This is a genomic window from Roseateles sp. NT4 (assembly GCF_051857475.1).
GTDB lineage: Bacteria > Pseudomonadota > Gammaproteobacteria > Burkholderiales > Burkholderiaceae_C > Pelomonas.
Window position 1 is genome coordinate 601,330 of sequence record NZ_JBPZGZ010000002.1, and the last position, 13,626, is coordinate 614,955.

The window sequence follows — 13,626 nt, forward strand, 5'->3', positions numbered from 1 at the left end:
TCGTCGCGGGACGCCGGCTTCAGCGCGGGCTGGACGCGGCACGCACCGCCCGCAGCTGCTGCAATTCCGCCTTCAGCCACTGCCCGCTCTCCACCGACGCCTTGCCCGCGCAGCGCACCAGATAGGCCTTGCCGCTCGCGCTGCTGGTGGAGGCGCCCTTCTCGATGAACTGCTCGGCCGTCTTCACCAGGTCCTTGCCTTCCAGATAGTCCAGCTTCTTCAGCAGATGCGCCTTGGCCTCGGCGCCGGAATACCAGCTGCCATTGCGGTTGAACTCACAGCCCGAGGACTGCAGGCGGGTCATCAGCGCATCAACCTCGGCGCGCGCAGCGGGCGGCAGCGGCGCGGCGTTGGCGCTGATCGTGACGAGAGAAAAGAGAAGGGTGAAAAAAGCAGTGCGCATGAGATCGATGCTACGAGGACAAACACGCGCCCGGCGGCGCGGAGTGCGGGGGTAAAAGTGCTGCATGAACGACATCGCTTCCCGCTGGCAGGTCAACCCCGAGGTCGCGCGCGCCGAGACCCTGGACAAGGCCTTCTACCTCGACCCCGCCGTGCAGCGCCTGCAGTACGAGCGCGTGCTGGCGCGCAGTTGGCAATGGCTGGGTGACCTGCATGGCGTGGCGGCGCCGGGCAGCCTGCAGCCCGAGACCCTCTTGCCGGGCAGCCTGGACGAGCCCCTGCTGCTGTCGCGCGACGCGGCCGGCACGCTGCGCTGCCTCAGCAATGTCTGCACCCACCGCGGCAACCTCCTCATCCACCAGCCTTGCCAGGACGCGGCGCAGATCCGCTGCGGCTACCACTCGCGGCGCTTCGATCTGGACGGACGCATGGTCTTCATGCCCGAGTTCCAGCAGGCCCTGGACTTTCCCCGGCCCTGCGACCATCTGCCGCGCATCCCGCTGCAGGACTGGGGCGCCCAGGGCTTTGTGGCGCTGGAAGACCCGCTCGACAGCTTCGAAGCCTTCTTCGGCCCGTCCATGCAGCGCCTGCACTGGCTGCCGCTGCAGGACTTCCGCCTCGACGCCAGCCGCAGCCGCGACTACGAGTTCGACGCCCACTGGGCGCTCTACGTCGAGAACTACCTCGAAGGCCTGCACATCCCCTTCGTGCACCCGGGCCTGACGCAGACCCTGGACCTCAGCCAGTACCGCTACGAGCTGCACGACTGGAGCAACCTGCAGCTCGCCACGGCGCGTGCCCACGAGGCGGCCTTCGAGCTGCCGCCCGAAGCCGCCGAGTTCGGTCAGCGAATCGCAGCCTACTACTGGTGGGTGTTCCCCAACCTGATGCTGAACTTCTACCCCTGGGGCCTGTCGCTGAACCAGGTCATGCCCATCGGCCCCGCGAGGACGCGGGTGCGCTTCCGCTCCTACGTCTGGAAGCCCGAACTGCTGGGCAGCGGCGCCGGCGGTGCGCTGGACGAGGTCGAGATGGAAGACGAGGCCGTCGTCATGACGATGCAGCAGGGGTTGAGATCGCGCTTTTATCAACATGGGCGCTACTCGCCGACGAGGGAGCAGGGGGTGCATCACTTTCATCGGTTGATTGGGCGGGCGATGGGGGCTTGAGTGCGCAGCCGCCATCAGCAGTTGATGGGCAACGGAAAGATCGAGATGACGTTGTCGTAAGGGATCGTCGGCCCCTTGAATTCGACCCCATTGATCCTCATCGCCGGCAGTTCGATCACCCCGGAATCGAGGCGCTTGACATTGGCAGAAACCGTGAAGCGATACCACTTGGCGCCCAAGTTCTGCGCTTCGATCGAGTTGAACCGAGGCGGCGTTCTCGCCGCACCGACCAGCACGCCGAAATAGTCTTCGCGGTCGAAAGGGTCGGTCGTGTGGAAACCCGGCGGCCAAGTAAATCCGCTGTAGCGCAGATAGGACGCCGGCTCCAACGGCAGGCTCATCGGGAGCTTGTCGGCGCCGGTCTTTGGGCGGATGGTCACGCTTCGCTGCAGGATCTGGGCGGTGATACCCGACGGCACATGCACGCCGATGCCGATCTCCTCGCCCCGTTCGTCGATCAGGGCCGAAATGAAGACCCCGTTGAAGGGGAAGAAGGCCAGCGTGGGCCTGCCCATGGAGCCATTGCAGTACGGGCCGAAATACTTCGCGTTATCCACCTCCACGCGGACATACCTGGATGCCCCAGGCGCACACCCGGACAGGGGCGTGGTCAGCGCGAGCATCAGCGTCACAAGTCCTGCAGCGATCGGCCGGCCATGGGAACCGCTTGCCGTTTGCACGAGACGCCTCACTTCTTGTCCACCACCGTAATCTCCCCCTCCGCCTTCCCAATCCCCCGCACCTCCGGCCGGTACATGTCCTCCGCAAACGTCGCCGGCACCACGTACTTGCCCGGCGTCACCACGCGCACCAGGTAAAACATGTCCAGCTGCTGACCCAGGGACGCGGCGGCGACGAAGCGGTCGTCGCGGTACTCGGTGTGCACGATGCGCTCGTTGGCATTGGCCTGGGCGATGTTGACGCCGTCGACGGTGAACTCGCCGGCCTTGGGGCCCTGGCTGAGGTTGAGGTTCTCGATCTCGAAGCCGGCCGGGATGCGGTCCACCACCAGGCCGTCCTTGATGGTCTGGCTGGCCTTGACGCGCAGGCGCACGATGAACATTTCACCGGTCGTGAACTGGCGCGCTGTCACGGGCTTGCCGTCGGTCGTGAACATGGCGCGCTCGACCGCGATGCGGTCGCTCACCGGCGTCAGCGGCTTGGTGGGATAGCCCTGGCCCGTCACGTCGACGTAAAGCGGCGTGCTGCCCTCGTTCTTCAGCGCAATGCCGGACTTCAGCTGGGCCACCTCGAAGCTCTGCTGGCCCACGCTGCTGCCGTTCCAGGCGTCGGCCTTGGCACCGACCGTCAGCGAGGTCTTCCAGGCATCGTCCTTGCCCGCGCCATTGGTGGCGGCCTGCACGGCGAGGAAGAGGGCGAGGCGTTCCTGCGTCGAGTAGTAGTTGCGGCGGCTGAAGTCGTCGGACAGGTCGAACAGCAGGTTCTCGCGCCGCTCGTGCGTGACCTTGTGGCGCAGCAGCAGCGCATAGGCCAGCGAGCGGTCGCGCACGCGTGAGCCGTAATCGCCCAGCCATTGGCTCCACCAGTAGTTGCTGGTGTCGTCCGGCTGGTAGCCGTAGCCGCGCTGCAGGGCCTCGTCCAGCGCCACCTTGGCGCGAGCCTCGTCGCCCATCAGCTTCAGCGCCAGGCTCAGGTGCACCAGCGGCAGCGGCGACAGCGCATGGCTGCGGTACTGGTCGTGCAGGGTGCGCAGCGTGGCCAGCGGCGCCTTCTGCTCGCGGGCCAGGATGTAGCCGGCGTGGACGGCCTCGGCGAAGTGCGAGTGGGCGATGCGCATCAGCTCGACGTCGCGGTAGTCGACGATGCGGCCCTTGTCGTCACGCTTGGGGTCCTTGGCCGGCGCCGTCTGCTGGGCCGGGGCGCGCTGGAACTGCTCCAGCAGATTGTCCAGCGAGCGCTTGAGCTGGGCCTCGGGCACGGCGAAGCCGTTGTCGCGCGCGTCCTGCAGGAAGCCCGTCACATAGGCCGACAGCCAGGCCTCGTAGGGGCTGCTGGCCGCCCACAGGCCATAGCCGCCCTTGGGCTGCTGCATGCCTGCCAGGCGTGCAAAGGCGCCGTCCAGCCGCCTCGCGCGCTCCTCGCGCGGCACCGGCGTCATGCCCCAGCGCTTGGCGGCCTCGTCGTCGATGAAGACCAGCGGGTAGGCGCTGGACGTCGTCTGCTCCAGGCAGCCATAGGGGTACATCAGCAGGCCCTTGACCTGGTCCTTGATGTCGATGGGCGGCGTGTTGGAGACGCTCAGCGCCACCGTCGCCGAACCGGCCCAGTAGGCGTCCAGCAGGGCCTTGTCCACCACCTGCGTGGCGCCCGGCTCCAGCCGGATGCGGCGGCTGTCGCGCACCAGCGGCGTGATGGGCTGCACCTGCAGCGCGGCCTCACGCGTGATGTTCAGCGCCCCGGCCGTGACCTTGATCTGGATGGGGGCCAGGCCCGACGCGTCCAGCGCCTCGGCCTGGAACTTGAGGATCTGGCGCTGCTTGTCGGCCAGCTTCAGCGTCTCGGCCCCGCCACTGATCTTCAGCGGTCCGCTGGACGACACGGCCACCTTGACCTCCTGCGGCGCGCCGCTGAGGTTGGTCACATCCAGCGCGATGGTTGCCTTGTCGCCGGGCGACACGAAGCGCGGCATGTTGAGCTCGGCCACCAGCGGCGCGGCGACCACCGTCTCGGCCTGGGCCGACGCATAGCTGTCGGCACTCGACACGACAGCCATCACGCGCAGCGTGCCGTTGAAGTCGGGCAGCTTCAGGTTGATGGTCGCCTCGCCCTTGGCGTCGAGCTGCACCGGGCCGCTGAACAGGTCCACCAGCAGCACCTTGCGCGGCATGCTCTGCGAGTCACGCTTGCCGGCGTCACCGCCGAAGCGCTGCTTGGCCATATTGCCTTCCATCTTCTCGATGAGGCGGCCGTAGAGGTCCAGCATGTCGGCGCCGTAGCGGTGCTTGCCGAAGAAAAAGTCCTGCGGGTCGGGCGTCTTGTAGTTGGTGATGTTGAGGATGCCCACGTCCACCGCCGACACGGTGACGATGGCCGGCTTGCCGGCGAGCGCCGGCACCTTGACGCTGACGGGCAGCGTCACCGAGGGCTGGGTCTTGGCCGGCACGCTCAGGGCCAGCTTGGGCTTGCGGTCCTCGCGGTTCAGCGGCAGGTGCACCAGGCCCAGGGCCCGGGCCGGCGTCACCTTGTCGCCCTGGCTGCCAGGGCGGAAGGCGGCGACGGTGATGTAGAGGTCGTGGCGGGCCCAGCTCGCGTCGACCGGGATCTCGATGTCCGTGCCGCTGGCCTTCACGGCCATGCGCTTGGTCCACAGCACGCGGTCGCCTTCCACGGTGACGATGGCCTCGCCGTCATGCGGCGGCTTGATGGCCAGCTTGGCGATGTCGCCCGGCTTGAAGGGGGCGCCCTGCAGCTTGAGCTGCACGCGGTCGGGCCGGTTACCGATGTCGTCGGCGTCCTGGGCGCCGTAGCCGGCATAGAAGCCATAGCGCAGCGTCAGGCCGGTGTCGGGGTCCATGACCTCCAGGCGGTAGCGGCCCCAGCGCACCGGGAGGGCAATCTTGGTGCGCTCCTTCAGTGCGACGCTGCGCGCCTCGACCAGCTCCTCGTTGACGTTGAAGCCCGAGTTCCAGCCGCGGCCGTCGTCATAACGCCAATACCACTGGCGCTCTTCGTAGATGAGCTTGAGCTGGACTTCCTTGGTCGGCTTGAAGTTACCGGACGCATCCACGCGGGCCAGCTCGAACTCGGCCAGGCCGTTCTCGGGCGACACATTGCGGTCGAACAGGGGCCGCGCACCGACCAGCACGGGCGCCGGCCACCAGGTGCGCTCGATGGCGCGCACGACCGGACGGCCGCCAGACTCCAGCAGGCTGAAGGCGGCGCGCACGCGCATCGGCGACTTGCGCTCGCCAAAGGCCGTCGCGATGTCCATGCTGGCCTTGCCTTCGGCGTCCAGCTCCTGCTCCTCCAGGTCCTGGCGGTTCTTGGCCTTGTCGTCGGCGAGGTCGCCGAAGATGAAGCCGGGCAGCTTGGCCGGCAGTGGCATCAGCAGCCGCTCGGAATAGGCGCTGGCCTGCAGGCGGTTGCCGGCGGCCGGTGCGCCGTAGAGGTAGTCGCCCTGGGCCTGCACGCTCAATCCGCCGGTTCCGGTCAGCACGCCCTCGGGCGCCGTCAGCGTGAGCTTCATGCGCTCGGGCAGGAACTCCTCGACCTTGAATGCCCATTGCGTGTCCGGCGTCTTGGCCCCGGGGTCGACGCGGGCCTGGATGGTCCAGCCGCCGGTGGGCGCATCGGCGGGCAGGGTGATGCCCTGCTGGTAGTAGCCGGTGCCGGCCTTGTTCGGCTGCACCAGCTGCTCGACGAGCTTGCTGCCGTCGGGCTTCTTGACCGTCAGCGTGATGGGCAGCGGCTTGGGCAGGGGCTTGCCGTCGGCATCGCGGGCCAGCACCGAGACCTGGAAGTTCTCACCCGGCCGGTAGAGGTCGCGGCCCGAGTAGACGAAGAGCTTGTTGCTGCGCGAGGGGTGGCCGGTGGCGTCGAACTCGCTCAGGTCCAGGGCCGCGTCGCGCAGCGACAGCACCGACATCTCCTTGCCCTTGCGCGCCAGCACGGCGCGGGCCTTGTCGCTGCTGCCGGTGAAGACGGCATGGCCGTCACCATCGGTCTGGGCCTGGGCCAGCGCCTTGCCGCCCTCGTCGACGAGGCTGAGCTCCACCCCCGACAGCGCGCCGCCGCTCTTCAGCGAGGTGGCGAACACGTCCAGCTGCGCGGCATGCCGGCGCAGGTGCAGGCCGACATCGGTGACGTAGTAATGCGTGACCTGGTAGTCCCAGCCGAAGCGGCCGGGCTGGTTCATGATCGCCACGTAGATGCCGGGCTCCTGCAGCTCCTTGATGCCCTCGACGGGCAGGAAGCTGACATTGCGGCGGTTCGGCCGTGCGTCCGTCGTGAAGCGGCCGATGTAGACGCTCTCGCTCATCGCGCGCAGCTCGTCCAGCACCCAGCCGCCCACGGTGCCCTTCAGGCGGCGCTGGTTGTCGCTGTAGCCGTCGTAGTAGTAGCCGCCCTCGCCATCCTCCTCGCCGGAGTTGACGTTGCGCTCACGCCGGCCGCTGACCTGCTCCAGGAAGGCCGGCAGCGAGGCGGGCTTGATGCGCAGGAACTGCACGTCCACCTCGGGCGTGTTGATGGTGACGACGGGCAGGCCGCCGTTCTGGCCCGCCGGCAGCACCAGGCCGCGGCTGGCGAAGTAGTAGGCGTCGGGCATGGCCTCGCTGACGGCCTCGCAGTTCTGCGCCGTGGCGAGCTTGGCGCCGCCACGGGCCGCCAGCTGGGCGTTGAAGACGAAGCGGAAGCTGCGGTCCGGCGTCACGAAGGGCAGGTAGAGGACGCGCGGGTTGTCGCCCAGCACCCAGCGGGCGGCCAGCGGCTTGAAGCTGGCGTCGGGAGCCGGCACCTTCTTGTCGTCCTTGACCGTCGGCGCGGCGCCTTCCTGGGCCGTGACGAGGGCGCCGAAGTCCTGCTTGGCATCCAGCGGCTGGGTGAAGCTCAGCGCGATCGCCGGTGAGCCGTCGAAGAGACGCGCCTTGCAGTCCAGCAGCGCGAAGGCGGCCTGCTCGCCGCCGATCTCGGCACTGCTGGGCAGGGCGGGCCCGGATTGCCGCTGCGCCACCCACCAACCGCCACCCAACACGGCGCCCGCGCCGACCAGGGCCATGACGGCCTTCTTCCACGTGACCATGGAAATCCTCTCTGCGATGTTGGCGCGGAGTTTAGGCAGGGCTCAGCGGCTGTCCACGGAAGGTTTCTTCTCGCCGCGGGCGCTGATGCGAGTCCCGGTTTCCTCAAGGTTGATGAAGCCGGCGATCGTCATGCGTTGCCCGCCCTCCCCCAGTGGCAGGAGAGCCGGGGATCCCGGCATTGCACCCCACCGGGTCGGCGCCCCATGATCGACCCTCCTTCTGCAACTTCAGGAACGGCCATGAACCCATCGAGCGTGAAGCGTCTGAGTGCCTTCACACTGCCGCTGCTGCTGGCAGCGGGCGTGCAGGCCGACGTGGTCACCGACTGGAACCAGAAGGCCAGCGAAATCGCGGTGGCCCACCAGGCCGGGCCTTGGGGCCAGGCACCGATGGTGCTGATCCAGGCGGCCGTGTTCGAGTCGGTCAACGCCATCACCCGGCGCTATCCGCAGTCGGGTTATCTGAAGCTGGAGGCACCGGCCGGCGCCTCGGTGGAAGCCGCGGTGGCTGCAGCCAATCGCGCCGTGCTGAACCGCATGGCCACGACGCAGGGGGCGGCGGTCGAGGCGGCCTACCAGGCGGCCCTGGCCACCATTGCCGAAGGACCTGCCAAGGCCGACGGCATCGCCCTGGGCGAGAAAGCCGTCGCCGGCATCCTGGCGCTGCGGGCGCCGACGGGAGCGCCCACGGTCTTCTACCGGCCCGTCACGAGCCCCGGCAACTATGTGCCGACGGTGGTGCCAGCCAATGCCGACTTGCCAGCGGCGCGCTGCTGGGTGCTGGACCGGATCGATCAGTTCCGGCCCGGTCCGCCCCCTGACCTGAAGAGCGCGGTCTGGGCCCGCGACTACAACGAAGTCAAGGCTTTTGGCGCACGCACGGGCAGCCAGCGCAGTGCGGAGCAGACCGAGATCGCCCGCTTCTGGACCGCCACGACGCCGACGGTCTACTACCCCATCGCGCGCTCGGTGGCGCTGCAGCCCGGGCGCGACGTCACGCAGAACGCGCGCTTCCTGGCGGCCAGCGCGCAGGCGATGGTCGACGCCATCGAGGCCGTCTTCGAGGCCAAGTACCACTACCACTTCTGGCGTCCGTTCACGGCGATCCGCAACGGCGACCAGGACGGCAACGACGCCACCGAGCGCGATGCCGGCTGGCTGCCCTTCATCGAGACGCCGATGCACCCCGAATACCCTTGTGCCCACTGCACCATCGCCGGCGCGCTGGGGGCGGTCCTGAAAGCCGAGATCGGCAACGGGCCGACGCCGCGCCTGTCCAGCACCAGCCCGACCTTGCCCGGCGTCACCCGCTCATGGAGCAGCGTGGACGCCTTCACGCAGGAGGTGATCAACGCCCGGATCTATGACGGCGTGCATTACCGCAATTCGGGCGAAGTCGGGCGGGCACTGGGCGCCAAGGTCGGCGAGGTGTCCGCGGCCAAGCTGTTGCGCTGACGAGGCCTGGTTGAAGCGCTTCAGCGCTTCAGCGCTTCTCGCCGCGGGCGCTGATCGAGCCCATGCCCGACACCGAACGCTGCACCGAGGGGCTGCCGAAGTAATCGACCGAACCGACGCCGGAGATGTGGGCGGCCAGGTCGTCGGTGACCCAAAGCACCACATTGCCCAGGCCGCTGACGTTGACGCGGGCGCGCTGGGCCTGCATGCGCTCGGCCATCACCCGGCCCTTGCCGGAGATCTGCAGGGCCAGATCGTCGACGTGGCCGCCCAGCTGGCCGTCGCCGGCGCCGGAGATGGTGAAGACGAGTTGCTTGACCTGCAGCTGGTCCAGCCTCACATTGCCCGAGCCGCTGATGCTGAGCTTGAGCTGGTCGGAGCGCAGCGGCCCGGGCGCCTGCACGTCGCTGGCGCCGGAGACGGACAGCTGGCGCACCTCCCGCATCTCGACCTGCACAAAGAGCTTGCCGCTGCGCCAGATCTTCCAACCGCCGCTCGGGCGGATGACGAGCTGGCGGTCGGCCAGCTCGACCTCGACGTTTTTCTGCACGTCGTCGTCGCCGGCGATGAAGGCCTGGTCGCGGTCGCCCTGCACGACGATGACGCGGGCGGCGCCGGCCAGCTCCAGCTTGTCGAAGGCGCCGGGGGCGTAGACGCGGCCGGGTTCGGGCGGCAGCGGCGGCACGGGGCGCACCATGGGCATGGGCTGCGGCAGGGGCCGCGGTGCCATCGCGGGTGCGGGGGCCGGGCTGGCCGGCGGCGCGGGCTGAGCGGGCGGCGCTGTCTGGGCCTGGGCCAGGCCGGCGGCCATCAGCAGGGTCAGCAACAGGGTTCTCATAGCGACTGCTCCCTCAACATCTTGGAGACCTCGCGGTTGGCCGTGATGCGCGTGCCGTCACGCAGCTGCACGACGAGCTGCGAGTTCTCGTCCGGGGTCATGCTCTCGACGAAATCCAGGTTCACGATGCAGCCGCGCTGCACGCGCAGGAAGCGCGCCGGATCCAGCCGCGTCTCGAAGTCGGCAATGGGCAGGCGCACGAGGAAGCTGCGGCCCTTGCTGGTGATGGCGGTGTACTTGTTGTCGGAGCGCAGGCACTCGATGGCGTCCACCTGCAGCGGGAAGATCTTGCCCTGGTCGCGCACCAGCAGGCGGGTCAGCGGCGCGTCGGCCGGCGCGCCCAGAGCCTGGGCCACGTCGGCGGGGCTGGGCACGGCGTCGCGCAGCACATGGCTGATGGCCTCGTCGAAGCGCTCGCGCGAGAAGGGCTTGAGCAGATAGTCCACCGCATGCAGCTCGAAGGCCGTCAGCGCATGCTGGTCATAGGCCGTGGTGAAGATGATGCGCGGCTGGTGGGTCTCGCCCTGCAGGGCCTGCACCACCTGCAAACCCGTCAGGCCGGGCATCTGGATGTCGGTCAGCACCAGGGCGGGCTTGAGCGCGCGGATCTGGGCCAGCGCCTCGTCGCCGTCTTCGCAGACCGCCACCAGCTGCAGGCCCGGCGTGGCCTTGACCCAGTCGGCCAGGGCTTCGGCGGCCAGGTGTTCGTCTTCGGCAATCAGGACGGTGGTGGTGCTCATGGTCAGGTCTGCGGAATGAAGAGGTCGACGCGGAAGCCGGCGCCGGGGGCGGTGTGAATGCGCAGGCGCGCGTTGCCGTCGTAGTCCAGGGCAAAACGCTTCTTCAGCGCCGCCAGGCCCACGCCGCGGCGCTGGCCGGGCTTGGGTTCCAGGGCCTCGGGCTCGCAGCCCGGGCCGTCGTCGGCCACGGCCAGGTCCAGGCCATGGTTGAGGGCATTGCGGCGCGCGCTGATGGTCACCTTGCCGCCGCCCTTGCGGTTGGCCACGGCATGCAGGATGGAGTTCTCGACCAGGGGCTGCAGCGTCAGCGGCGGCAGCTCGTCGGCCATCACGCGCTCCTCCAGGTCCCAGTCCACCCGCAGGCGCGGGCCCAGGCGCAGGGCCTCCAGGGCCAGGTAGTCGCGCAGGAAGTCGATCTCGTCGGAGAGCATGACGCGGTCCTCGGCGCCGCGCTTGGTGTCCAGCACATAGCGCAGCATGGAGGAGAACTTCAGCAGCGAGGCTTCGGCAGCGGCCGGGTCCTTGCGCGTCAGGGCGATCAGCGAGTTCAGCGTGTTGAACAGGAAATGTGGGTTCAGCTTGCCGCTGATGGCCGACAGCTCGGCCTTGGCCAGGGCGCTTTCGGCCTGGGCGGCATGAACGGCCGCCGAGCGCGCCGAGCGCGACTGCAGCACGGCGTTGAAGGCGGTGGCGATGGCCGCGTAGACCACGAAACCCCAGACCGAGCGCCACAGGATGCCGGCCAGCAGCACGGCGCCGGCATGGTCGGTACCGAACAGGGCCGCGTTGACGCCGAACTCGCCGGCCTGCCACAGCGCAGAGAACGACAGCGCCGCCATCGCGTGCGCCAGGCCGGTCGCCGCGGCGCCGGCGTCGTTGTCGTGCAGGCGGCGGGCCGCCGGCCAGACGGCGATACCCAGCAGCATGGGCGCCCACAGCATGGTGGTGGCCTGGTAGACGGCCAGCCAGAAGGGGTCCAGGCCGCGGTCGAACTCGCTGCCGGCCAGCACGAACAGGCACCAGGCCAGGGCGCAGGCGCCGGCGTACGCCAACCACAAGCGCCGATTGCTGTGGCGGTTGGCGTGGCGGTGACCCGAAGTGTTCATGGCTTCATCTTAGGGAGGGCCGGCGGGCGGCCGGCGGGTGGGGAGACGAAGTGCAGGCCCCGGGGTGCGGGATGCGGTCTCCGGGGTGTTGCTGACGGGGTTTGGCGGGGGTGGCCGGCATAATTCATCCCCTTTCCCATCGAATTCAGGCGAGCGTCATGGCCAGCGTCAACAAAGTCATCATCATCGGCAACGTCGGCAAAGACCCCGAAGTTCGCTACAACCCCAGCGGCGGCGCCTGGGTCACCCTGAGCCTCGCCACCACCCGCAACTGGAAGAACCGCGAGACCGGCGAGCGCCAGGAAGAGACCGAATGGCACCGCGTCGTCTTCAACGACCGCCTGGCCGAGATCGTCGGCGAGTACGTCAAGAAGGGCCGCCCCCTCTATGTCGAAGGCCGCCTGAAGACCCGCAAGTGGCAGGACAAGGAAGGCCGCGACACCTACACGACCGAAATCATCGCCAGCGAAATGCAGCTGCTCGGCGGCCGTGAAGGCGGCGGCGGTGACGAAGGCGGCGGTGGCGGCTACAGCCGTGGCGCTGGCGGCGGCGGCGGTTACAGCCGCGGTGGCGGCGACGACATGGAAGGCGGCGGTGGCCGTCCGGCGGCCCGCCCGGCCGCGGCCCAGCGCCCGGCGCCCCAGCGCGCTCCGGCCCCGGCGCCCAAGGCGTCGACCGGCTTTGACGACATGGACGACGATATTCCGTTCTGAGTGTCAATAGACTCACTTTCTGTGGGTAGTGGCCCGCTTCTCGCAGGGAGCGGGCCCTTTTTTTTGTACCCACACGCAAATCGAGCTCTTGTGGCCGAGAAGCTCCTCGATTACTTAGGTGAGTTTGTGGGTAGCGAAAAGGCTCGAATTGGGAGTTGAGAGAGCTTCTCAATTTGTCGGTGGGCAACGCAGCGCGTTGTCCACGGACCTGCCGGGCGCGTAGCGCCCGGCCCCGCGCACTGTCGTTTCGCCCGACTACTGGAGTTCAGGGAACTCCAGCTTCGCTATAACACTTCTCATGCGCATACGCCGCTGGCGATGCACTGCTGCCTGCGTATTCCAGCACCGCTGACCGCTAGTGCCGGCTTTCACTGACCGGATTGGCCTCTCAGTTCTTGTCCTGACCAGAAATCTGCCTGTGGACAACTAAGCCGAGGGTCGTCGTTTTCCGTCTTTGATCTCGTCGGCGGACCCACATGGATAGCTCACACTCTCCAAGCCCACCCAGGGATCAAGGAATACTGCGGACCAACGCTCACACGAAGTGATGCCGCTGGGAAGGTACCGGGCCTCAGGAAAGTGCCGATCCACTCCACGAGCCCATTGCCTCCAGGGATCGTCGCCAGGCCGCCGTTCCATCAAGGCCTCGATCAGGGTACGAGTCACCGCTAAGGCCTCTCCCCACGCCAATGCCTGACTGGCTTCAGTGCCGCGCAGTCTGTGATGGATGGCCTGATCGTCCGGATAGCGCTGCAACGCGCCCGCTGCAAGATCTCGCAATGCCGGAGACAAGGCATCAGCGCTGACTAGGGCCGCAAGTAGCAAGCGGCCGTCGCGCAGTGATCTGAGGCGTTCTTCCAGCGTCGACATTCGCGCAGCATGGCGTGCGCCGACGCGTATTCAAACTTCGAATGTGGCGGCACGGACATCTATGGCCCCATCGTGCAGCACACGACGATCTCCTTCGAGATCGACCCGCGCCCGATGCAACCGAAATGCGCGCGCGCATCCAGAAGACGCTGACCACGCTGCCCTGGTTGGTCGCTGAAGACACGGCTGGCACCGTCAGCGGCTACGTCTACGCCAGCAAGCACAAGGAACGCGCCGCCTATCAATGGTCGGTCGACACCACCATCTACGTGCGCGACGACATGCGCAGCCACGGCGTGGGTCGGGCGCTTTATGGTCGCCTGCTGCCACTACTGGCTGAGTTGGGTTACTGCCAGGCCTTCGCCGGCGTGGCACTGCCCAACGCGGGTAGCTTGGGCCTACACGAGGCGCTCGGTTTCCAACCCATCGGCGTCTACCGCAGCGTGGGCTTCAAGCACGGCGCGTGGCGTGATGTGGGGTGGTGGCAGAAGTTGCTACGCGAATTGGATATGCCGCCTGGGGAGCTGAGGACCTTTGATGGCTCTCCATTTTGAAAAGCAGAGCAGCCGTTC

11 protein-coding genes are annotated in these 13,626 nt (G+C 68.0%); 4 read left to right on the forward strand and 7 right to left on the reverse strand.

The features are described from left to right. Positions 1–19: 19 nt before the first annotated feature. Positions 20–403, reverse strand: a complete 384-nt coding sequence (locus ACS5PN_RS12380) for a DUF5329 domain-containing protein (protein ID WP_439464257.1) — start codon at positions 401–403, stop codon at positions 20–22. A gap of 64 nt (positions 404–467) precedes the next feature. Here ACS5PN_RS12380 and ACS5PN_RS12385 point away from each other — a divergent pair, with 64 nt between their 5' ends. Then, entirely contained in the window at positions 468–1,571 is a 1,104-nt protein-coding gene (locus tag ACS5PN_RS12385; protein ID WP_439464258.1) for an aromatic ring-hydroxylating oxygenase subunit alpha, read from the forward strand. Positions 1,572–1,585: 14 nt separating this feature from the next. Here ACS5PN_RS12385 and ACS5PN_RS12390 read toward each other — a convergent pair whose 3' ends face one another. Next, positions 1,586–2,203 (reverse strand): hypothetical protein, encoded by a 618-nt coding sequence (locus ACS5PN_RS12390; RefSeq protein ID WP_439464259.1) that lies wholly within the window; start codon positions 2,201–2,203, stop codon positions 1,586–1,588. A gap of 56 nt (positions 2,204–2,259) precedes the next feature. After that, on the reverse strand, positions 2,260–7,332 hold the full coding sequence (locus ACS5PN_RS12395) for an alpha-2-macroglobulin family protein (protein WP_439464260.1): 5,073 nt from the start codon (positions 7,330–7,332) through the stop codon (positions 2,260–2,262). 240 nt (positions 7,333–7,572) lie between these two features. Between ACS5PN_RS12395 and ACS5PN_RS12400 the strand changes: the two genes are divergently transcribed. Further along, complete coding sequence (locus ACS5PN_RS12400; protein ID WP_439464261.1) at positions 7,573–8,787, forward strand: vanadium-dependent haloperoxidase; 1,215 nt, start codon at positions 7,573–7,575, stop codon at positions 8,785–8,787. A 28-nt stretch (positions 8,788–8,815) separates the two neighbouring features. Here the strand turns inward: ACS5PN_RS12400 and ACS5PN_RS12405 are convergent, their stop codons facing one another. The 3 genes from ACS5PN_RS12405 to ACS5PN_RS12415 are packed head-to-tail and all read right to left on the reverse strand — an operon-like array spanning position 8,816 to position 11,471. Next, the gene (locus ACS5PN_RS12405; RefSeq protein ID WP_439464262.1) at positions 8,816–9,625 is read right to left on the reverse strand and encodes a head GIN domain-containing protein; all 810 of its coding nucleotides are present in this window, start codon (positions 9,623–9,625) and stop codon (positions 8,816–8,818) included. After that, positions 9,622–10,365 carry a LytR/AlgR family response regulator transcription factor gene (locus tag ACS5PN_RS12410; protein ID WP_439464263.1) on the reverse strand — a complete coding sequence of 248 codons (744 nt, stop codon included), beginning with the start codon at positions 10,363–10,365 and terminating at the stop codon, positions 9,622–9,624. Before ACS5PN_RS12410 ends, ACS5PN_RS12405 begins: the two co-directional genes overlap by 4 nt. Before the next feature lie 2 nt (positions 10,366–10,367). Continuing rightward, on the reverse strand, positions 10,368–11,471 hold the full coding sequence (locus ACS5PN_RS12415; protein WP_439464264.1) for a sensor histidine kinase: 1,104 nt from the start codon (positions 11,469–11,471) through the stop codon (positions 10,368–10,370). Between the two features lie 158 nt (positions 11,472–11,629). On the opposite strand from ACS5PN_RS12415, the gene ssb reads away from it, so the two are divergent. Beyond that, the gene (ssb, locus tag ACS5PN_RS12420; RefSeq protein WP_439464265.1) at positions 11,630–12,184 is read left to right on the forward strand and encodes a single-stranded DNA-binding protein; all 555 of its coding nucleotides are present in this window, start codon (positions 11,630–11,632) and stop codon (positions 12,182–12,184) included. Between the two features lie 426 nt (positions 12,185–12,610). Here the strand turns inward: ssb and ACS5PN_RS12425 are convergent, their stop codons facing one another. Then, entirely contained in the window at positions 12,611–13,054 is a 444-nt protein-coding gene (locus tag ACS5PN_RS12425) for a BPSL0761 family protein (RefSeq protein ID WP_439464266.1), read from the reverse strand. 125 nt (positions 13,055–13,179) lie between these two features. On the opposite strand from ACS5PN_RS12425, the gene ACS5PN_RS12430 reads away from it, so the two are divergent. Next, the gene (locus tag ACS5PN_RS12430; RefSeq protein ID WP_439464267.1) at positions 13,180–13,608 is read left to right on the forward strand and encodes a GNAT family N-acetyltransferase; all 429 of its coding nucleotides are present in this window, start codon (positions 13,180–13,182) and stop codon (positions 13,606–13,608) included. The last annotated feature ends 18 nt before the right edge of the window (positions 13,609–13,626 follow it).